This is a genomic window from Klebsiella sp. X1-16S-Nf21, from assembly GCF_002837615.1.
GTDB lineage: Bacteria > Pseudomonadota > Gammaproteobacteria > Enterobacterales > Enterobacteriaceae > Klebsiella > Klebsiella variicola.
In genome coordinates, this window is sequence record NZ_PJDK01000012.1 from 1 (window position 1) to 21,402 (window position 21,402).

Here is a 21,402-nt window from a genome sequence, read left to right on the forward strand (position 1 = left end):
GGCAATGCGCTGCTGTTTGCCTTCAACCGTCACTACCTGACGTTAATTACCTGCGGGGTGATGCTGGCGTCCATCGCCAATGCCGCCATGCCGCAGCTCTTCGCCCTGGCCCGGGAGTATGCCGACAGCTCGGCGCGGGAAGTGGTGATGTTCAGCTCGATCATGCGCGCCCAGCTGTCGCTGGCGTGGGTGATTGGCCCGCCTCTGGCCTTTATGCTGGCCCTCAATTATGGCTTTACCACCATGTTTTCCATTGCGGCGGGCATCTTTGTCATTAGCCTGGCGCTGATTGCCATTAAACTGCCCTCGGTCCCGCGGGTGGAGCAGCCTTCGGAAGAGGCGGCGGCGCTGGTGCAGGCCGGCGGCTGGCAGGATAAGAACGTGCGCATGCTGTTTATCGCCTCCACGCTGATGTGGACCTGCAACACGATGTATATCATTGATATGCCGCTGTGGATCAGTAACGATCTCGGTCTTCCCGACAGCCTTGCCGGGATCCTGATGGGCACCGCCGCCGGACTGGAAATACCGGCGATGATCCTCGCCGGCTACTACGTGAAGCGCTTTGGTAAACGTAAAATGATGGTGGCGGCGGTCGCGGCCGGTGTGCTGTTTTATGCCGGGTTGATTCTGTTTCATGGCCGTACGGCGCTGCTGGCCCTGCAGCTATTTAACGCGGTCTTTATCGGTATTATCGCCGGGATCGGTATGCTGTGGTTCCAGGACTTAATGCCGGGTCGGGCGGGGGCGGCGACCACCCTGTTCACCAACAGTATTTCCACCGGCGTGATCCTCGCCGGCGTGATGCAGGGGGCGCTGTCGCAAAGTTATGGCCACGCCAGCGTCTACTGGACAATCGCCGCGATTTCGCTGGTGACACTGTTTTTGACCAGCAGGGTGAAGGATATCTGACAATCTGCCTTGCCCCGGCGAGCCGCGTCGCCGGGGCAAGCTGACTACTCCAGGACGATACGCTTGATATCGCCGATGATAAAAATGTAGGCAATCACGCCGATCAGCGCCGTCAGGCCGACATAGATCAGCGCGTAAAAGAAATTACCCGTTGCGGAGATAATCACGCCAATTATCAGTGGCGCAATAATAGATGCCATATTGGCGCAAAAGTTAAATATGCCGCCGGTGAGGCCTGCCATATTTTCCGGGGCAATATCAGAAATTAAGGTCCAGCCCAGACCGACCATCCCCTGGCCAAAAAATGCCACCGACATAATAATGATAACGGTGCTGTTAGCGCTTACCCAGTTCGCCGCAATAATACAGCTGGACAGTAGTAAACCGGAAATTATTGGTAACTTTCGACTGATGTTGACGGAGCCGGTTCGCTTCAGCAACCGGTCCGAGATCCAGCCGCCGAAGAGGATGCCGATCGCGGCGGCGAGGAAGGGCCAGGTGGCGAAAAATCCGACGTGAAGCCAGGGAAGATGGCGCTCGTTGGCAAGATAGCTGGGAAACCACGTCAGGAAAAACACCAGCGTGGTGTTCCCGGCGAACTGGCCCAGACTGGCGCCTACGATCTGACGACAGCCCAGCAGACGCCTGGCGTCACGCCAGTTAAATGGAACGTTCTGGATTTTATTGTTAATGTTGTTTGCGCCGATGTAATCCAATTCTGCTTTATTAGCCGTGCGTGATTCATGCGGTTCGTGATAAAAACGCCACCACACCAACGTAAATAAAATACCTAATCCGCCGGTGAGAAAAAACAGCGTTCTCCAGCCATGGTGTTCGAGGATTAAAAATAACAGCGGCGAGAAAGCGGCCAGCCCTATATATTCGCCAACTGTATATGTTGCCGTCGCCCGCGCGCGCTCATGCTGGGGAAACCAGGTGCTGACGATGCGGCTGTTGGCCGGAAAGCAGGGCGCTTCGCTGACGCCAAGCCCCAGGCGCAGGAGGAGCAGGGTTTTCAGCCCGAGGGTAAAACTTTGCAGCAGAGTAAACAGCGACCAGAAGAAAATAGACAGGGCATAGGTGAGCTTGTTACCAAAACGGTCTAAAAATACCCCGCCAGGGATCTGCGCCAGCGCATAGGTCCAGGCAAAGGCGGAGAAAATGATGCCCATCATCGCTGGATCGATATGAATTTCCTGGGTTAATTGTGGGGCGACAATACCCAGGATGGTGCGATCGAGATAATTGATCATCGTTCCGACGGACAACAGCAGTAAAATAACTATCCGAACGCGGCTTCTTTTTTTCGTCCCCGATGAGGAAGTGAGGACTTCCTGAGAGTTTGACATACTCATAGCGAGTTCCTTTAAAGTTTAAAATATTTTTGCATATATTCGCACATGCAAAAACATCTCCAGGAACTATAGATAGTATCTATGAATGGCAACGCTTTGTTGCACATTCATACGCTTCACAAAAGAATATTTGATGTAACGCCGATATTTACCCGCTCCCGCACATTATTGGTGGCTTGCATGGTATATTAGCGTCAGTGCATTTATTCTTATATTATACGGGCAAAAATAATGAACCTAAAGCAACTTTATTATTTTAAACGTCTGTCTGAAACCGAACATTACACCGAAGCCGCCTCCAGTCTGTGCATCACCCAGCCCTCGCTAAGCCATGCGATATCGGAGCTGGAGAAGGAGTTAGGGGTCGCGCTGTTCGCCAGACAGGGACGGAACGTTAAAATTACGCAAAACGGCAAGCGTTTTTTGCCGTATGTCGAAGATGCGCTGGCCTCGCTGGAGAATGGCCGGATGACATTACAAAAAAATGGCGCCGAGAATAAAGAGAATATTCGCATCGCCTTTATTTACACGATGGGCGAATATGTTGTTCCGCAGTTAATTAATCAATATTCTCTTTCACCTGAATGTCACAACGTTACTTTTTCTTTTACTCAGGGGACATCGCTGACCCTATTGCAGGAGCTGAAAGCTGGCAAAGTCGATCTGGCGATTTGCTCTTATATTGCGGATGAGCCGGATATCGATTTTATTCCTGTTATTCAGCAGGAGCTGGTGGTGGTCACGGCGAAGGATCATCCGTTGGCCCGCCTGTATGAACATGAGGTCGATCTGGTAGAGACGATTCATTATCCCTATATCTATTTTTCAGAGAATAGCGGTTTACGTCCGTTTATCGATAATGTGTTTATGCAGCAAAAGCTGGTGCCGGAGATCGCCTGCTACGTGGATGAGGATACCGCGATGGCCGGGCTGGTCAGTATTGACTATGGGATCGCGATTATGCCGCGGATCTCCGCGCTCTCCTATTACAACGTTCACATCCTGAAGATTAAAAACACCATCCCCCCACGCTATATCTATCTGGCGACAATGAAAGATCGGTTACTTTCCCCGGCGCTACAGTCATTTAAAAATGTGGTTATCCACGACAGCCAGAATCTCTGTTAGTGGATGGCCCGGAGATCGCCTCCGGGCCATTCGGGCATCAGGAGAGAATATCCATCACTTCACGTAGTTTGGCGATGGCGATCTGTCCTGGCGCAGAAGCCTGTCCTACGGTACCGAAGGTCATCGCCGAGCCGAATAAGCGCCCGGTAACCCGGCTAACGCCACCGGATTTGCCCATCGACATGGTAATCAGCGGGCGAGTGGCATATTTTTCTTTCATGGTCAGCGTAGCGGCAAGCAAGGTCAGAACGTCCTGCGGCGACTGCGGCATCACCGCGATCTTCGGCAGGTCGGCGCCCAGATCCTGCATGCGGCGCAGGCGATAGATAATATCTTCCTGAGCGGGAGTCTTGTGGAAATCATGGTTACTCATGATCACCTTGACGCCCGCGGCATGCGCATCGTCAACCAGCGCGCGGATCTGCGCTTCATCATTGAATAGCTCGATATCGATAACATCAACCAGTCCGCTGCGCGCGGCTTCGCGATTGAGCGCGAAGTACGCTTCGTCGCTGATCTCGGTTTCGCCACCTTCTTTCTTGCTGCGGAAGGTGAACAGCAGCGGGAGCGCTTTCAGCGCGCCACGGATTTCCGCCAGCGCGGCCATCACCTGGGTCATGTCTCTGACCTGGGTAAAGTGGTCAACGCGCCATTCGATAATATCGGCGCCGGCATCGACCAGACCATGGGCGTTACCCAGTATCTCATCGAGGGTTTTGCCGATCAGCGGTACACAAATGAGGGTTTCCCCTTCCTGAAAGGTGATGTTCTTTACGGTTACTGCATTTGTCATGTAGGTATCCATTATTGTTCGCGTTGAACCTCAGGCGGTGACTGCGGTGCGGGACACTTTTTGCGCCGCCCGAGCCTGCAGTTGACGATAGCCGATGTACAGGGCGATCACAAAGCCGATCACGGCGATTGCAAAATCAAACCACATAATGCTGGCAATACTGATCTGCGAAAGCTTTGCGGTGATCAGCGGGATCGTGAAGCTGGCGATACTGCCGGCGGTGTAGAAGATCCCGGTTGCTTTACCTTTTCCGTTCGGGAAACTCATCGCCATGATTGTTGCTCCCAACTGCAGTACCCCGCCGGCGGCGGCAAAGCCGATGATAAAGGCGAAGCCGGTGACCATCATCGGCGTCGGGAACAGGCACACCAGCAGCAGCGAAATCATCGACAGGCCAGTATAGATGATCATGGCGATGGCCGAGCTGAACACCTCTTTGACGAAGGAGGCGGTCACGAAGACGCAGACCAGCGAACCGACGGTATAGATGCTAAGCAGTTTAATCGCCGAGGCGTAGGGCAGACCGACCACGAATTGACCGTACTGCGCCAGCCACTGGCTGACCAGATAGAAGGTTGCCATGCCAATGTAGCCGTACAGGGTGAAGATCACCATATCCAGCTTATTAGCCTGCGGCCGGGCAGTTGCTTCCGCCTGCGCCGTAGGGGCCTCCTCTTTTTTCGCCGACTGGCTATCCGGGAATGGCATTTTGAGCAGGTAGATGCCGCTCAGGACAAACAGTCCCGCCGCAATGACGAACGACCAGCCGAACCACAGATTCGCCCAGATCAGGAAGCTGATAATGAACGGCAGCAGGAACTGCCCGGCGGAAACGAAGGCTTTGATCAGCACGTTGGCCCGGCTGGCGGAGTGCGGGAAAGACTCCATTAGCGCCGGATAGGTTCCGGAGTCGAGGAAGCTATTCGCCAGGCCCGCCATAATGCCGAAGACGTAGGCCAGATAGATATTTTTAGTCAGCAGGATGCCGACGAAGAAGATCAGATAGCTGAGGATCCCCAGATAAATAAAAGGCTTACGGCCAAAGCGATCCGACAAAAAGCCGGTCACAATGGTCGCCAGCTTGCCGATACCTAACGAGGAGATAACGATGGATACGCCAGCAGCGTCTGTTCCCCACTGTTCCTGAAGATGGGCCATGTTGAGGGTGATTAAGAGCACCCCCATGCCGTGAATCAGGTAGTTGAGATACAGCCCTGCCGCAGTAGGGATGTATTTATTTTTCATCATTCGCCTCTTAGAACAGAATGCTCTTGATGTAATCAACCGGCATCTGTTTACCCGTCCAGATTTCGAACGCGCGCGCGCCTTGCCACAGCATCATCCCCAGACCGTTCAGGGTGCGGCAGCCTTTTTTCTCCGCCACTTCCAGCAGGTGGGTTTTACGCGGGTTGTAGACGACGTCAGAGACGATCAGATCCGGGCGCAGGAAGCTGTCGTTCGGCAGCAACATTTGGCCTTCGAACGGCTTCATGCCAACGCCGGTGGCATTGGTCAGGATCACGCTGCTGTCGATTTCGGCGCGCAGCTTGTCATGATCGTCGAGATCGAACAGATGGATCTCGCAGTTGGTGTTGTTGCGGATCTTAGCTACCGTTTCTTCGGCGTTGGCGAAGAATTTATCGCGGCGGTTAAAGATGGAGATCGCCTTCACGCCATCCAGAGCCGCCTGGACGCAGAGCGCGGTCGCCGCGCCGCCGGCGCCGAGGACGGTCATCTTCTTGCCGATGATATCGATACCCGCTTCGCTAAGGGCGCGCATATAGCCGGTGCCGTCGGTGATATGTCCGGTCAGTACGCCATCGTCGTTGACCACGGTGTTGACCGCCCCGACCAGCTGCGCCGCCGGCGACAGCTTATCGAGATACTGGCAAATTTCGGTTTTGTTCGGCATAGAGACATTAAAGCCGCGCAGCTTCATTGCCCGAAAGCCCTGCACAACGTCCTTCAGCTCCTGATTACCGACTTCAAAAGCCAGATAAACATAGTCCAGCCCGAGATGGGCGAAAGCCTCGTTATGCATGGTGGGTGACATGCTGTGGCGAATCGGGGTGGCGATCAGGCCAATCAGCTCAGTGTGTCCAGTAATACGTTCTGCCATGACAAAAATCCTCAATAAGTTAGAAAGGGAATTCGTTGTGCTTCGCGACTGCCCAGCGCACCCATGTCTTCCAGGGTATCCAGCACGTTGCGGCCTTCGCGGATGCCGTCGATAATGCGCCGCGCCATCAGGCTGTCGCCGATATTCATGATTTTGACGTTATTGGCATTGGCCCAGCGCTCGATCTCGTCGAGACCCGTCCGGTTGGCGCGCATCCCCAGGCAGACAAAGCCGTAGTCAAAGGGGATATCGAAGGTTTGCTGTGTATTTTTCACCCGGAAATGGTCGGCAGCGACTGCCATCAGTTGGGTATTCATGTGCTGTTCGACCTGGTGCTCGTCGAGCATGGTCAACATGGCATTTTTGGTAATGATGTCGAGGTCGCGACCGGCGGCGTCCTGCATTTCGATTAATACCGCCTGCGCGCCGCGCGCCGTAAAGTATTCGATAACGTCGAGGCCAACGGCGCCTGCGCCGACGACGGCGATACGTTTACCCTCGATATCGGTAAATTTCGCCAGGTTGTCGATCATGCCGGTAATGGAAAAGACTTTGCCGTCCGCGGTATCAATGTTTTCCCGCAAGCCCTCAATGGGCGGCAGCAGCGGCGTTGAGCCGGTGGCGTTGACAATCAGATGCGGATGTAGGGCGGAAACTGAGGCCACGTCGGCACATTTGCCGACCTGCAGCATCAGGTTGTCCAGCGAGGCGATGCGATTTTTCATAAACTGCGGGAAATCAGCGATGCGTTTTTTCTCCGGCAGGCGGGAGATTTCGCTGGCGAGGCCGCCGACGTGGTTTTTCGCCTCCAGCAGCCAGGTATGGCAACCGACTTCCGCCGCCGTGCAGGCGGCTTCCATCCCGGCGGTGCCAGCGCCGATGACCACCACGTTCGTTTCGCGACTGACGCGGCGCATTTTGTAGGCATCGCCGTGGATGATGTCCGGGTTAATCGAACAGCGCAGCGGGCGCGAGCGGGCGATACGATGGTCAGCGCAACCGATATTGCAGGAGATGCATTTGCGCATCAGGCGCTCTTTACCGCCTTGCACCTTCTGCACCCACTCCGGCTCGGCAATCAGGCCGCGGCCAATGGCAATAAGGTCGGCATCGCCGCTGGCGAGAATATCCTCGGCCACCTGTGGTGAGCGAATATTGCCGGCGATGACCGTGGGCTTATGGAATTTATCGCGCACCGCGCGGGAGAGGTAGCGCTTCCAGCCATCCTCCAGCGACATCTGGTCGATTTGCAGATTCAGGTTGTCATTCTGCGCCGCAGAGACGTTGATGATATCGACCTTATCCTGGCAGAGTTCAAGGATGCGCAGGGAATCTTCGAGGGTATTGCCCCCCTTGAGGAAGTCGTCGGCGCTGATGCGCAGGCTGACCGGAAAACGCGGCCCCACGCAGGCGCGCACTTTATCGATAATCAGACTTAATATCCGGGTGCGATTTTCGACGGTGCCGCCAAATTCATCGGTGCGTTTGTTAAATAACGGCGATAAAAACTGGCTAATTAAATAGGAATGACCGGCATGAATTTCGACGCTGTCAAAACCCGCACGACGAACGCGCTCCGCGGCATCACCAAACTTTTCAACGGCATGATAAATTTCCTCATGCGTCATTGGGCGTGGAATATTTCCGTGCTTTTTCGAGGGCGTCGTGGAGGAAGAGAGTGGCGTCTGACCGTCAAGGCGGTAGGCGTACGCCGAAGCGCCAGCATGATTTAACTGAATGGATACGCAGGCGCCATGTTTATGCAGGGTCTCGGTTAATTTAAACAGCCGCGGAATATATTGATCGTTATCGATGCGTAACTGCGTGGTGCCGTTGGAAGCAAAGGGAAAATCAATACAGATGTTTTCGATGGTGATAAGTCCGGTGCCGCCTTTGGCCCGCAGTTCATAGTATTCCAGCTGTTCCTGCGACACCTCGCCGTTGAGCGTGGCCATATTGGTGCCCATAGGGGGCATGATAATGCGGTTTTTTAGCGTCATGCCGTTGATGGTCAACGGACTGAAAAGGTGCGGATAGTGGCTCATCTCTTCTCTCCACAGGAGGCCGGGAGGCCGATATGCGGGGGCCCGGGCGTGTCCTTAGTTAATATTTCTCTGTGGGCAAAGATAGCGAGGGGAAAAATCGAAAAATAATGTTTTTTTTTGTTCTGAGCTATAGGGGTTCTCTATGAGATTAACGCTTCTTTCACATTCTTATATTTTTATATTAAACACTCGTGCCTTATTTTTACTTGCAGTGAAGGGATAATACATAAACAACGAAGAGGAAGAGAAGGAAAGCGGAATGATTCTTCTTTATGGTGTGGGGCAGGGTGGGGTCAAGGCCTGACAATCAGCGAATCAATATTGGTTTTTGTGCGTGAGATCGCAATTTCCGCCGCGATAAAATTAAAAAGCCCGGTCAAATGACCGGGCCCGAAGGTTAATTCATAAACGCCGGCAGCTTGCGTTCATAGTCGGAAATCGCCTCTCCGTGCTGCAGCGTCAGGCCGATGCTATCCAGGCCGTTGAGCATACAGTGGCGGCGGAAGTCGTCGATCTTAAAGCTGTAGGTTTTATCCCCAGCTTTAACCACCTGCGCTTCCAGATCCACTTCAAACGTCATGCCCGGGTTGGCCTGCACCAGCTTGAACAGCTCGTCGACCTGCTCGTCGCTCAGGGTCACCGGCAGCAGCTGGTTATTGAAGCTGTTGCCGTAAAAGATATCGGCAAAGCTTGGCGCAATCACGACCTTAAAGCCGTAATCGGTCAACGCCCACGGCGCGTGCTCGCGCGAGGAGCCGCAGCCGAAGTTTTCACGTGCCAGCAGGATTGACGCCCCTTTGTATTGCGGGAAATTCAGCACAAAATCCGGGTTCGGCTGCTGGCCTTTATCGTCGAGAAAGCGCCAGTCGTTAAACAGGTGGGCGCCGAAGCCGGTGCGAGTCACTTTCTGCAAAAACTGCTTGGGAATAATCGCGTCGGTATCGACGTTTGCAGCATCCAGCGGAACCACCAGGCCGGTATGTTGGGTAAATTTCTCTGCCATGATGGTCTCCTTACTTCAGATTACGGATATCGGCGAAATGACCGGTAACAGCTGCCGCTGCGGCCATTGCCGGGCTCACCAGGTGCGTGCGTCCGCCGCGGCCCTGACGGCCTTCAAAATTACGGTTGCTGGTGGAGGCACAGCGCTCGCCCGGATTCAGGCGGTCATTGTTCATTGCCAGACACATCGAGCAACCCGGTAAGCGCCACTCAAAGCCGGCTTCGATGAAGATCTTATCCAGGCCTTCCGCTTCCGCCTGCGCTTTCACCGGACCGGAACCCGGCACCACCAGCGCCTGGACACCCGGCGCCACTTTACGCCCTTTAGCGATTTCCGCCGCGGCGCGTAAATCTTCGATTCGCGAGTTGGTGCAGGAGCCGATAAACACTTTATCGATAGCCACATCCGTCAGCGGGATCCCGGATTTCAGGCCCATGTAGGCCAGCGCTTTTTCGGCGCTGGCGCGTTCCACTGGATCGATGAATGACGCCGGATCGGGGATATTATCCGTCACTGAGATCACCTGGCCCGGGTTGGTGCCCCAGGTCACCTGCGGGGCAATCTCCGCCGCCTGCAGCGTCACCACGGTATCAAACGTCGCGCCATCGTCGGTTTTCAGGGTTTTCCAGTACGCGACGGCATCGTCAAAATCTTTGCCTTTCGGCGCATGCAGACGGCCGCGTACGTAATTGAAGGTGGTTTCGTCCGGCGCGACCAGGCCCGCTTTGGCGCCCATCTCGATCGCCATGTTGCACAGGGTCATACGCCCTTCCATGCTCAGATCGCGGATCGCTTCGCCGCAGAACTCAACCACATGGCCGGTGCCGCCGGCGCTACCGGTTTTACCAATGATGGCCAGCACGATATCTTTAGCGGTAATACCCGGCGCCGCTTTGCCTTGCACGTCGATTTTCATGGTCTTCGCGCGGCCCTGTTTCAGGGTCTGGGTCGCCAGCACATGCTCCACTTCGGAGGTGCCGATACCGAACGCCAGCGCCCCGAACGCGCCGTGGGTGGCGGTATGGGAGTCACCGCAAACAATGGTCATCCCCGGCAGGGTGACGCCCTGCTCCGGGCCCATGACGTGGACGATACCCTGGTATGGGTGATTTAAGTCATACAGCTCAACGCCAAACTCTTTACAGTTCTTAATCAGCTCCTGCATCTGGATGCGGGCCATCTCGCCGGACGCGTTGATATCTTTGGTCTGCGTCGAGACGTTGTGATCCATGGTCGCGAAGGTTTTACCCGGCTGGCGCACCTGGCGGCCATGCGCGCGCAGGCCGTCAAACGCCTGCGGGGAGGTCACTTCGTGCACCAGATGGCGGTCGATGTACAGCAGCGGGGTTTCGTTCTGCGCCTCATACACTACGTGCGCATCAAATAATTTTTCGTATAACGTCTTCGCCATGATTACACCCCTTCTGCGACATAGCGGGCAATGATATCGCCCATTTCATCAGTACTGACCGCCGCCGTTCCGCGCGCCAGGTCGCCGGTACGAACCCCTTCCTCTAAAGCACGGTTGATGGCGCTTTCAATGGCGGTCGCCGCTTCGTCAGCGTCGAGGCTGTAGCGCAGCAGCAGGGCCAGAGAGAGGATCTGCGCGATCGGGTTAGCGATATTTTTGCCCGCGATGTCCGGCGCCGAGCCGCCCGCTGGTTCATACAGGCCAAAACCTTGCTCGTTGAGGCTGGCGGACGGCAACATGCCCATAGAGCCGGTGATCATCGCGCACTCGTCGGAGAGGATGTCGCCAAACAGGTTGGAGCACAGCAGCACGTCGAACTGGGACGGATCTTTAATCAGTTGCATGGTGGCGTTATCGATATACATATGCGCCAGCTCAACGTCCGGATACTCCTTGCCGATCTCGGTGACGATTTCGCGCCACAGAATGGACGACTGCAGGACGTTGGCCTTATCGATGGAGGTCACTTTGTGACGACGCTTACGAGCGGATTCAAAAGCGATGCGCGCGATACGTTCGATTTCAAAGCGGTGATACACCTCGGTATCAAAGGCTTTCTCATGCTGACCGCTGCCTTCGCGGCCTTTTGGCTGGCCGAAGTAGATGCCGCCGGTCAGTTCGCGAACGCAGAGAATGTCGAAGCCGTTGGCAGCGATGTCGGCGCGCAGCGGGCAGAACTCCTCCAGCCCCTGGTACAGTTTGGCCGGACGCAGGTTGCTGAACAGTTTGAAGTGCTTACGCAGCGGCAGCAGCGCACCGCGCTCTGGCTGCTCGGCGGGCGGCAGGTGTTCCCATTTCGGACCACCGACGGAGCCGAACAGGATCGCATCCGCCTGTTCGCATCCGGCGACGGTCGCCTGCGGCAGGGGAGTCCCCTGACGGTCAATAGCCGCCCCACCGACGTCATACTGGCTGGTGGTAATGTGCATGGCAAAACGTTGGCGCACGGCTTCCAGTACTTTCATCGCCTGGTTCATCACTTCCGGGCCAATGCCATCACCCGGCAAAACGGCAATATGGTAATTCTTCGACATTACACGGTTTCCTTATTGTTCTCTTTATTCTGAGCTTTGCGTTGCAATTCTTTTTCGACTTCGGCGGCGCGCCAGATGTTGTTCAGCACGTGAACCATGGCTTTTGCTGACGACTCAACGATATCTGTGGCCAGACCAACACCGTGGAAACGGCGGCCGTTGTAGTCAACGACGATATCCACCTGGCCCAGGGCGTCTTTGCCGTGGCCTTTCGCACTTAAGCCATACTTCACTAAATCAATGTTGTAGTTTGTCACGCGGTTAATAGCCTGGTAGATGGCGTCGACCGGACCGTTGCCATTAGCGGCTTCGGTTTTGATTTCATCCCCGCAGACCAGCTTGATTGAAGCAGTGGCGATATCGCTGGAGCCAGACTGGACGCTGAAGTAGTCCAGGCGGAAATGCTCCGGCTCTTCCTGCTGCTTGTTGATAAACGCCAGCGCTTCCAGATCGTAATCGAAGACCTGGCCTTTTTTGTCCGCCAGCTTCAGGAACGCGTCGTACAGATGATCCAGGTTGTAATCGCTCTCCTGGTAACCCATCTCTTCCATCCGGTGTTTCACCGCCGCGCGACCGGAGCGGGAAGTCAGGTTCAGCTGTACCTGGTTCAGGCCGATGGATTCCGGAGTCATGATTTCGTAGTTTTCGCGGTTCTTCAGTACGCCGTCCTGGTGGATGCCGGAGGAGTGGGCGAAGGCGCCGGTGCCGACGATGGCTTTGTTGGCCGGGATCGGCATGTTGCAGATCTGGCTGACGGTCTGGCTGGTGCGCCAGATTTCATGATGATTAATGTTGGTGTGCACGTTCATGATGTCTTTGCGCACTTTGATCGCCATGATCACTTCTTCCAGCGCACAGTTGCCAGCGCGTTCGCCGATACCGTTCATCGCGCCTTCTACCTGGCGCGCACCGGCGTGGACCGCGGCGAGGGCGTTACCGACGGCGATGCCCAGGTCATCATGGGTGTGGACGGAAATAATCGCTTTGTCGATATTCGGCACGCGATCATACAGGCCGCTGATAATGTTGGCGTATTCGAACGGCATGGTGTAGCCGACGGTGTCCGGGATATTAATGGTGGTGGCGCCAGCGTTGATCGCCGCTTCCACGACGCGAGCCAGATCGGCAATCGGCGTGCGGCCGGCGTCTTCACAGGAGAATTCGACATCGTCAGTGTAGTTGCGCGCCCGCTTCACCATATAGATCGCGCGCTCAATCACTTCATCCAGCGTGCTGCGCAGTTTGGTGGCGATATGCATCGGCGAGGTCGCAATAAAGGTATGGATGCGGAAAGCTTCAGCCACCTTTAAGGATTCTGCTGCCACATCGATATCTTTCTCAACGCAGCGCGCCAGAGCGCAAACACGGCTGTTTTTGATGGTGCGTGCGATGCTTTGCACCGATTCAAAATCGCCCGGGGAAGAGACCGGGAAACCGACTTCCATTACGTCGACCCCCATACGCTCAAGGGCCAGAGCGATCTGCAGCTTCTCTTTGACACTCAGGCTTGCCTGTAACGCTTGTTCGCCATCACGTAAGGTCGTATCGAAAATAATGACTTGCTGGCTCATGGTTTGGATCCTTAGTCTGTGTCCTGGCGCCTTGTTGACGAGCATAAAAAAACCCGCGCCAAGGCGCGGGTTTTATAGTCTTGCTGGAAGATGACTTAACGCTGAACGTCGCCCAACAGCCTACCGCGCAAATGGCATGCGTTTAGTAGTAGTAGGCTGGTGATACGAGCGGTGCGAATCATTGCGTCAAACTCCAGATGAAATCGTTATGCTTTTAGAGTTACTGGATAGCCGTTTTAAAGTCAACCCCTGGCACGGAAAAAGCGTTATTGGCTCACGATGTGAATTAGCAAATTGTGCTGATGTAAGCCCCGTTTTGCCGAAGATCCTATTTTGGACAAAGGGAGGCGCACCCTCATTTGTTTCATTTGAAAAAGTGCTTTGCATTCAACGCATCGCTCACGATGTGCCATGAACGAGGCGGCAAAAAAAGCTATCTGAATGAAAATATTATATTTATTTTCCTTATGAATGTATTTGCCCATTAGCGGATTATTTTTCAATGATAAGCAGTTGTTAATTTTATGAGGTTAAAAATAAAATACTTTATTATTGCTTAAGTTACAGTTAACTATTAGTGTTGTTTTTATTTTTACGGATTATGGTTACACTCACCATCATTAAGTAACCGGTATGGTTTGAGCGGTTCATTTTCCTGGTAGTCCCGCTTTTTCACTGCCACTCATAGCCTTGATATATTCCTAAAAATCTCCTTTGCTATTTTGCAAATGTCATTTGCATGATAAATGATATTTTCGACGCTAATTATAGCGGTTTAGTAAAGGGAATTCATCGTGACGGCGGAATTAGATATGTTAATTGATACTCCAGAATATAAATCAGCCCCCGGACAGGAAGTCGTTAAACCTCAACTACGGATGGTTGATCTCAATCTGCTCACCGTTTTTGATGCGGTTATGCAAGAGCAGAATATCACCCGTGCCGCCCATACGCTCGGCATGTCTCAACCCGCGGTGAGTAACGCGGTTTCACGTCTGAAAGTGATGTTTAATGATGAGCTGTTTGTGCGCTATGGCCGCGGTATTCAGCCGACGGCGCGGGCCTATCAGCTTTTTGGTTCTGTGCGCCAGGCGCTGCAGCTGGTCCAAAACGAATTGCCGGGCTCCGGTTTTGAACCGCTAAGCAGTGAGCGCGTTTTCCATCTGTGCGTCTGCAGCCCGCTGGATAACATCCTGACGTCGGTTATTTTTAATAAAGTTGCGGAGATCGCACCCAATATTCATTTGGTCTTTAAATCCGCGCTGAATCAAAATACGGAACATCAGTTACGTTATCAGGAAACGGAATTTGTGATCGGTTATGAAGAGTTCCGTCGCCCTGAGTTTGCCTGCGTCCCGTTATTCAAAGACGAAATGGTTTTGGTGGCCAGTCGCAACCACCCCCGTATTTCCGGGCCGGTGATGGAGGCGGATATTTATCGTGAGGAGCATGCTACGGTGGCTCTCGATCGGTATGCCTCATTCAGTTTACCGTGGTATGACACGGCCGATAAACAGGCGCGTATCGCCTATCAGGGTAATGCGATGGTCAGCGTATTAAACGTGGTATCGCAAACTCAGATGGTGGCGATTGCCCCGCGCTGGCTGGCCAATGAGTTTGCCGATAAATTAGCCCTGCAAATATTACCTTTGCCGTTGAAGGTTAACAGCCGGACCTGCTATCTCTCGTGGCATGAAGCGGCTGGCCGCGATAAAGGCCATCAGTGGATGGAAGAGCTGCTGGTGGATATTTGCAAGCGCTGAGCCGATGGCAACGAGGATAAAAGGAGCTTCGGCTCCTTTTTTTATATGATGTAAATTCGATAATGCAGAATTTTGTTCTGTTTGACCTGTTCGAGGCATTCGTTTGGTTCGTGAAAAATGGATCAATTCCTGCTATCACGCCTTTTCTCCGAGTATTTACCATTCCCTTTTCTTATCTCTGAAGCAATCCACCATATTTTCACTTCTCCGCTTTCTTTTCTTCTTATTACGGGGATAACACATCCCCTGCGGCGAATTGCCTGCCTGCTGGCGAGCAGTTATGGTAGTGGCATGCAGTCCATTCACCTCAGTGCGGAGGGTCTCTCCTCCGCATCGTGCGAGCGCGCGGAAATTGAGTTCCGCTGTCGTAAAACAATAAGCCTGGAGGCAAACCATGGAGATGTTGTCAGGAGCCGAGATGGTCGTCCAATCGCTTGTCGATCAGGGCGTCAAGCAAGTATTCGGCTATCCCGGAGGCGCAGTCCTCGATATCTATGATGCGTTACATACCCTTGGCGGTATCGATCATGTGCTGGTTCGCCACGAGCAGGCGGCAGTGCATATGGCGGATGGCCTGGCGCGGGCGACCGGCGAGGTTGGCGTCGTGCTGGTCACCTCTGGACCAGGGGCGACGAACGCCATCACCGGTATCGCGACGGCCTATATGGATTCCATTCCGCTGGTGATCCTCTCCGGGCAGGTGGCGACATCGCTGATCGGCTACGATGCCTTCCAGGAGTGCGACATGGTGGGGATTTCCCGTCCGGTGGTGAAGCACAGTTTCCTGGTGAAGCAGACCGAAGATATTCCCGGTGTCCTGAAGAAAGCCTTCTGGCTGGCGGCCAGCGGTCGCCCCGGACCGGTGGTGGTCGATCTACCGAAAGATATTCTCAATCCGGCGAAAAAGCTGCCGTACGCCTGGCCGGAGGCGGTGAGTATGCGTTCGTATAACCCGACCACCAGCGGTCATAAGGGACAGATTAAACGCGCCCTGCAGACCCTGGTGGCGGCGAGTAAGCCGGTCGTTTACGTCGGCGGCGGGGCGATCAATGCGCATTGCGAACCCCAGCTGCGTGAACTGGTGGAAAAGCTGAAGCTGCCGGTTGCTTCCTCCCTGATGGGGCTTGGCGCTTTCCCGGCGACGCACCCGCAGGCGCTGGGGATGCTGGGTATGCACGGCACCTATGAAGCCAACATGACCATGCACCATTCGGACGTCATTTTCGCCGTCGGCGTCCGCTTTGACGATCGGACCACCAACAATCTGGCCAAGTACTGTCCGAACGCGACGGTGCTGCATATTGATATCGATCCGACCTCGATCTCGAAAACCGTGCCGGCGGATGTGCCGATCGTCGGCGATGCCCGGCTGGTACTGGAGCAGATGCTGGAGCTACTGGACCAGGAAGAGACGCAGCAGCCGCTGGACGACATTCGCGACTGGTGGCAACAGATCGAGCAGTGGCGTGCCCGCCATTGTCTGCGCTACGACGACCGGAGCGATAAAATCAAACCACAGGCGGTGATTGAAACTATCTGGCGGTTGACCCAGGGCGATGCCTACGTCACTTCCGATGTGGGCCAGCACCAGATGTTCGCCGCCCTGTATTACCCCTTCGACAAACCACGGCGCTGGATTAACTCCGGTGGTCTCGGCACCATGGGCTTTGGCCTACCGGCTGCGCTGGGGGTCAAAATGGCTCTGCCGGACGAAATGGTGGTCTGCGTGACCGGTGACGGCAGTATCCAGATGAACATTCAGGAACTCTCTACTGCGCTGCAGTATGAGTTACCGGTTCTGGTGCTTAACCTCAACAACCGCTATCTCGGGATGGTGAAGCAGTGGCAGGATATGCTCTATTCCGGGCGCCACTCCCAGTCCTATATGGAATCGCTGCCGGACTTTGTGCGTCTGGCGGAAGCCTATGGTCACGTCGGGATCCGCATCAGCGAGCCGCAGGAGCTGGAGTCAAAGCTTGCTGAAGCGCTGGAGCAGGTGCGTCAGCGCCGGCTGGTGTTTGTCGATGTCACCGTCGACGGCAGTGAGCATGTGTACCCCATGCAGATCCGCGGCGGCGGCATGGATGAGATGTGGTTGAGCAAAACGGAGAGGACCTGATTATGCGCCGGATATTATCGGTATTACTGGAAAACGAATCGGGCGCATTGTCCCGCGTTATCGGCCTCTTTTCCCAGCGTGGCTATAATATAGAAAGCCTGACTGTGGCGCCGACGGACGACCCTACGCTCTCCAGAATGACCATCCAGACCGTGGGCGATGAAAAAGCGATCGAGCAGATTGAAAAGCAGCTGCACAAGCTGGTGGATGTGCTGCGGGTCAGCGAATTGGGGCAGGGGGCCCATGTCGAACGCGAAATCATGCTGGTGAAGGTTCAGGCCAGCGGCTATGGCCGTGAAGAAGTGAAACGCAACACCGAAATCTTTCGCGGACAGATTATCGATGTGACGCCTTCTATCTATACCGTTCAGCTCGCCGGAACCAGTGATAAGCTTGATGCTTTCCTGGCTTCGCTGCGCGATGTCGCTCGGATCGTGGAAGTGGCTCGCTCCGGTGTGGTCGGCCTGTCTCGCGGTGATAAAATCATGCGCTGAGGATCGGGAACTGATGCAAAAATAGCCCGGCAGCGACTGTCGGGCTTTTTTTTTGCGAAATCAGTAGGAACTGTAAGCGAAAGCGGTTGCTGCGCTAACTATTCTGCGCTTAGATGTTATAAAAAGGGTTCCATACCTGAATAATGGTTATGTTTGGCACTTCTTACCCAAGGGGCAATTGTGAAACTGGATGAAATCGCCCGGCTGGCCGGTGTTTCAAGAACCACCGCGAGCTATGTGATTAATGGCAAAGCGAAGCAGTACCGCGTAAGCGATAAAACGGTCGAAAAGGTGATGGCTGTGGTGCGGGAGCATAACTATCATCCGAATGCGGTCGCCGCTGGCCTGCGTGCAGGACGCACACGATCTATCGGTCTGGTGATCCCGGATCTCGAAAATACCAGCTATACCCGCATTGCAAATTATCTCGAACGTCAGGCGCGTCAGCGCGGCTATCAGCTGCTGATTGCCTGTTCGGAGGATCAACCCGATAACGAGATGCGCTGCATTGAGCATCTGCTGCAGCGCCAGGTTGACGCTATCATTGTCTCCACTTCTCTGCCGCCGGAGCACCCTTTCTATCAACGCTGGGCTAACGATCCATTTCCGATTGTCGCGCTTGACCGCGCTCTTGACCGCGAGCATTTCACCAGTGTGGTCGGCGCTGATCAGGATGACGCTGAAATGCTCGCTGCCGAGTTGCGGACCTTCCCTGGCGAAACGGTACTTTATCTCGGCGCGCTGCCGGAACTGTCGGTGAGCTTCCTGCGCGAGCAGGGCTTCCGCAAAGCCTGGCAGGACGATCCGCGCGAGGTGCATTATCTCTATGCCAACAGCTATGAGCGCGAAGCCGCGGCTCAGCTGTTTGAGAAATGGCTTGAAACCCATCCGATGCCTCAGGCGCTGTTTACTACCTCTTTCCCGTTGCTGCAGGGCGTGATGGATGTGACGCTGCGCCGTGAGGGCAAACTGCCCTCCGAGCTGGCGATCGCCACCTTCGGCGATAATGAGCTGCTCGATTTTCTGCAGTGCCCGGTGCTGGCGGTGGCTCAGCGCCATCGCGATGTCGCTGAGCGGGTGCTGGAGATCGTCCTCGCCAGCCTCGATGAACCGCGCAAGCCAAAGCCGGGCCTGAGCCGTATTCGCCGTAATCTCTATCGTCGCGGTAGCCTGAATCGCCGCTAAGCGCGCAATATCGCCAGAGCCCAGGAATATTCCTGGCGGGCCTGCCGGAAAGCAGGCCTTTGGCGATTAATCAGGCAATTGACGTCCAAAATGCAAAACTGAATATATTTCAGACAAATCCCTAAACTTCTTTACGTGTTATTTTGTTTAATTCGCTGGCAATCGTTTTGTTACTCAAAACGGGACACAAAAAATGATTGCGCAGGCTTTAATTGTATTATTTTGTTACATTCACCAGGTTAATTGCTGAATTAACACTCATTTTGTACGCCCCAGCCTTTCTCTTCTGCCCTATCCCGCGTCTGGTCCGCCCCTCAGCCAGCAACAGGTACTGTTAACGACCGGCATAATGGCCTAAAATGCCGCTCGCGTCGCAAACTGACACTTTATATTTTCCCGCCGAAGATATTTTGTTGTTTATAACTGTTACGAGTTTGTTGGTTATTTTCTTACACGTATTCATAACGTTAATTTGCCTCGCCTGTTGATGATTTTTTCATCAGGGCTAATGTCGGCTGTAAATAATGGGTTTTTGAGCTCTGTTGGCATCCGTGCTGGCTTGACAAGCTTTTCCTCCGCTCCGTAAACTCCTTCTGGTGGGAATTTGTGGGATAAAGTGGCGAAAAGGGGTGAGGCTGGCATGTTCCGTGGAGCAACGTTGGTCAATCTCGACAGCAAAGGCCGCCTGGCCGTGCCAACGCGCTATCGCGATGGGCTGATCGAGGACGCTGCCGGTCAATTGGTATGCACCATTGACATTCATCACCCGTGCCTGCTGCTTTATCCATTGCCTGAATGGGAAATCATCGAGCAGAAATTGTCGCGTTTATCGAGCATGAATCCCGTTGAGCGGCGCGTACAGCGTTTGCTTCTGGGTCATGCCAGCGAATGTCAGATGGATAATGCCGGACGATTGCTCATCGCGCCGGTGTTACGGCAGCATGCCGGGCTGACAAAAGAAGTGATGCTGGTCGGGCAGTTTAATAAGTTTGAACTGTGGGATGAAACGACCTGGTATCAACGGGTCAAGGAAGATATCGACGCTGAGCAGTCCGCGACCGGTGAACTGTCGGAGCGCCTGCAGGATTTGTCCTTATAAAAATGATGGAAAATTATAAACATACTACGGTACTTCTGGATGAAGCCGTCAACGGCCTCAATATTCGTCCAGACGGTATCTATATTGATGGTACTTTTGGCCGCGGTGGTCACTCGCGCCTGATCCTCTCCCGGCTGGGAGCGGAAGGACGCTTGCTGGCAATCGATCGCGATCCACAGGCGATTGCCGTCGCGAAAACCATCGATGATCCCCGCTTTTCCATCGTACATGGTCCTTTTTCACAGCTCGCTGACTACGTCGACGAGCGTAATCTTACCGGTAAGATCGACGGTATTCTGCTCGATCTCGGCGTCTCTTCCCCGCAGCTTGACGATGCGGAACGCGGCTTTTCCTTTATGCGCGACGGGCCGCTGGACATGCGCATGGATCCGACGCGCGGTCAGTCCGCGGCCGAGTGGCTGCAGACGGCAGAAGAAGCCGATATCGCCTGGGTGATTAAAACCTTCGGCGAAGAGCGTTTCGGTAAACGTATCGCCCGCGCGATCGTCGAACGTAACCGTGTTGAACCGATGACCCGCACCAAAGAGCTGGCGGAGGTCATTGCTGCGGCGATGCCGGTAAAAGATAAGCATAAACATCCCGCGACCCGTACCTTCCAGGCGGTGCGCATATGGGTAAACAGTGAACTGGAGGAGATAGAGCAGGCGCTAAAAAGCTCGCTCAGCGTGCTGGCCCCGGGTGGGCGGCTATCGATCATTAGTTTTCATTCGCTGGAAGATCGCATTGTGAAGCGCTTTATGCGTGAACAAAGCCGCGGTCCGCAGGTTCCGGCGGGAATACCGATGACCGAAGCGCAGCTCAAAAAACTGGGCGGCCGTGAGTTACGAGCACTAGGCAAGTTGATGCCGGGCGAAGAAGAGGTGGCAGAGAATCCACGTGCCCGTAGTTCAGTGCTGCGTATTGCAGAGAGGACGAACGCATGATCGGCAGAGTGACAGAGGCCTTAAGCAAAGTTAAAGGGTCGATTGGAAGCAACGAGCGCCATGCTTTGCCTGGCGTGATCGGGGACGACCTTCTGCGGTTTGGGAAACTGCCACTCTGCCTGTTCATTTGCATCATTATTACGGCGATTACCGTGGTCACCACCGCGCACCATACGCGCCTGCTGACCGCGCAGCGTGAACAACTGGTTCTGGAACGCGACGCCCTGGATATCGAGTGGCGCAACCTGATCCTCGAAGAGAACGCGCTCGGCGATCACAGTCGGGTTGAGCGGATCGCGACCGAGAAGTTGCAGATGCAGCACGTCGATCCATCACAAGAAAATATCGTTGTACAGAAATAAGGATT

Annotated in this window: 19 protein-coding genes; 9 read left to right on the forward strand and 10 right to left on the reverse strand. The window is 54.5% G+C overall.

What is annotated here, in order from left to right; genetic code table 11:
* Nucleotides 1-912, forward strand: a 912-nt coding sequence (locus CW267_RS07810; RefSeq protein ID WP_101148617.1) for an MFS transporter, incomplete at its 5' end; no start/stop codon positions are given.
* A 44-nt stretch (nucleotides 913-956) separates the two neighbouring features.
* Here the strand turns inward: CW267_RS07810 and CW267_RS07815 are convergent.
* Nucleotides 957-2,267 carry an MFS transporter gene (locus tag CW267_RS07815; RefSeq protein ID WP_012542864.1) on the reverse strand — a complete coding sequence of 437 codons (1,311 nt, stop codon included), beginning with the start codon at nucleotides 2,265-2,267 and terminating at the stop codon, nucleotides 957-959.
* Between the two features lie 231 nt (nucleotides 2,268-2,498).
* On the opposite strand from CW267_RS07815, the gene CW267_RS07820 reads away from it, so the two are divergent.
* Nucleotides 2,499-3,395, forward strand: a complete 897-nt coding sequence (locus tag CW267_RS07820; protein WP_012542863.1) for a LysR family transcriptional regulator — start codon at nucleotides 2,499-2,501, stop codon at nucleotides 3,393-3,395.
* 37 nt (nucleotides 3,396-3,432) lie between these two features.
* Here CW267_RS07820 and aroD read toward each other — a convergent pair whose 3' ends face one another.
* The 9 genes from aroD to leuL all read right to left on the reverse strand — a co-directional run bounded on the left by aroD (nucleotide 3,433) and on the right by leuL (nucleotide 13,613).
* The gene (gene aroD / locus CW267_RS07825) at nucleotides 3,433-4,188 is read right to left on the reverse strand and encodes a type I 3-dehydroquinate dehydratase (RefSeq protein WP_012968942.1); all 756 of its coding nucleotides are present in this window, start codon (nucleotides 4,186-4,188) and stop codon (nucleotides 3,433-3,435) included.
* 30 nt (nucleotides 4,189-4,218) lie between these two features.
* Entirely contained in the window at nucleotides 4,219-5,433 is a 1,215-nt protein-coding gene (locus tag CW267_RS07830; RefSeq protein ID WP_096834287.1) for an MFS transporter, read from the reverse strand.
* 10 nt (nucleotides 5,434-5,443) lie between these two features.
* A complete protein-coding gene (locus CW267_RS07835; RefSeq protein WP_008807448.1) occupies nucleotides 5,444-6,307 on the reverse strand; it encodes a shikimate dehydrogenase in 864 nt (287 codons plus the stop codon).
* 11 nt (nucleotides 6,308-6,318) lie between these two features.
* Entirely contained in the window at nucleotides 6,319-8,352 is a 2,034-nt protein-coding gene (locus tag CW267_RS07840) for an FAD-dependent oxidoreductase (RefSeq protein WP_022066129.1), read from the reverse strand.
* A 397-nt stretch (nucleotides 8,353-8,749) separates the two neighbouring features.
* The gene (gene leuD, locus CW267_RS07845; RefSeq protein WP_008807446.1) at nucleotides 8,750-9,355 is read right to left on the reverse strand and encodes a 3-isopropylmalate dehydratase small subunit; all 606 of its coding nucleotides are present in this window, start codon (nucleotides 9,353-9,355) and stop codon (nucleotides 8,750-8,752) included.
* Between the two features lie 10 nt (nucleotides 9,356-9,365).
* Nucleotides 9,366-10,766 (reverse strand): 3-isopropylmalate dehydratase large subunit, encoded by a 1,401-nt coding sequence (leuC, locus tag CW267_RS07850; RefSeq protein ID WP_046882126.1) that lies wholly within the window; start codon nucleotides 10,764-10,766, stop codon nucleotides 9,366-9,368.
* 2 nt (nucleotides 10,767-10,768) lie between these two features.
* On the reverse strand, nucleotides 10,769-11,860 hold the full coding sequence (gene leuB, locus CW267_RS07855; protein WP_008807444.1) for a 3-isopropylmalate dehydrogenase: 1,092 nt from the start codon (nucleotides 11,858-11,860) through the stop codon (nucleotides 10,769-10,771).
* A complete protein-coding gene (gene leuA / locus CW267_RS07860) occupies nucleotides 11,860-13,431 on the reverse strand; it encodes a 2-isopropylmalate synthase (RefSeq protein WP_008807443.1) in 1,572 nt (523 codons plus the stop codon). Before leuA ends, leuB begins: the two co-directional genes overlap by 1 nt.
* Nucleotides 13,432-13,526: 95 nt before the next feature.
* The gene (gene leuL / locus CW267_RS07865) at nucleotides 13,527-13,613 is read right to left on the reverse strand and encodes a leu operon leader peptide (protein WP_004222662.1); all 87 of its coding nucleotides are present in this window, start codon (nucleotides 13,611-13,613) and stop codon (nucleotides 13,527-13,529) included.
* Nucleotides 13,614-14,225: 612 nt separating this feature from the next.
* On the opposite strand from leuL, the gene leuO reads away from it, so the two are divergent.
* The 7 genes from leuO (at nucleotide 14,226) to ftsL (ending at nucleotide 21,397) form a co-directional block, all read left to right on the forward strand.
* Nucleotides 14,226-15,194 (forward strand): transcriptional regulator LeuO, encoded by a 969-nt coding sequence (gene leuO, locus CW267_RS07875; protein WP_072121929.1) that lies wholly within the window; start codon nucleotides 14,226-14,228, stop codon nucleotides 15,192-15,194.
* A gap of 394 nt (nucleotides 15,195-15,588) precedes the next feature.
* Nucleotides 15,589-17,313, forward strand: a complete 1,725-nt coding sequence (gene ilvI / locus CW267_RS07885; protein ID WP_023297065.1) for an acetolactate synthase 3 large subunit — start codon at nucleotides 15,589-15,591, stop codon at nucleotides 17,311-17,313.
* 2 nt (nucleotides 17,314-17,315) lie between these two features.
* Nucleotides 17,316-17,807: an acetolactate synthase small subunit gene (gene ilvN, locus CW267_RS07890; protein ID WP_002888536.1), complete on the forward strand. Its 492-nt coding sequence runs from the start codon at nucleotides 17,316-17,318 to the stop codon at nucleotides 17,805-17,807.
* Between the two features lie 180 nt (nucleotides 17,808-17,987).
* Nucleotides 17,988-18,992 (forward strand): catabolite repressor/activator, encoded by a 1,005-nt coding sequence (cra, locus tag CW267_RS07895; RefSeq protein WP_004145952.1) that lies wholly within the window; start codon nucleotides 17,988-17,990, stop codon nucleotides 18,990-18,992.
* Nucleotides 18,993-19,632: 640 nt separating this feature from the next.
* Nucleotides 19,633-20,091 (forward strand): division/cell wall cluster transcriptional repressor MraZ, encoded by a 459-nt coding sequence (gene mraZ / locus CW267_RS07905; protein ID WP_012542858.1) that lies wholly within the window; start codon nucleotides 19,633-19,635, stop codon nucleotides 20,089-20,091.
* A gap of 2 nt (nucleotides 20,092-20,093) precedes the next feature.
* Nucleotides 20,094-21,035, forward strand: coding sequence for a 16S rRNA (cytosine(1402)-N(4))-methyltransferase RsmH (gene rsmH / locus CW267_RS07910; protein ID WP_047667425.1), 942 nt, complete (start codon nucleotides 20,094-20,096; stop codon nucleotides 21,033-21,035).
* Nucleotides 21,032-21,397, forward strand: coding sequence for a cell division protein FtsL (ftsL, locus tag CW267_RS07915; protein WP_002888550.1), 366 nt, complete (start codon nucleotides 21,032-21,034; stop codon nucleotides 21,395-21,397). Before rsmH ends, ftsL begins: the two co-directional genes overlap by 4 nt.
* Nucleotides 21,398-21,402: the final 5 nt, after the last annotated feature.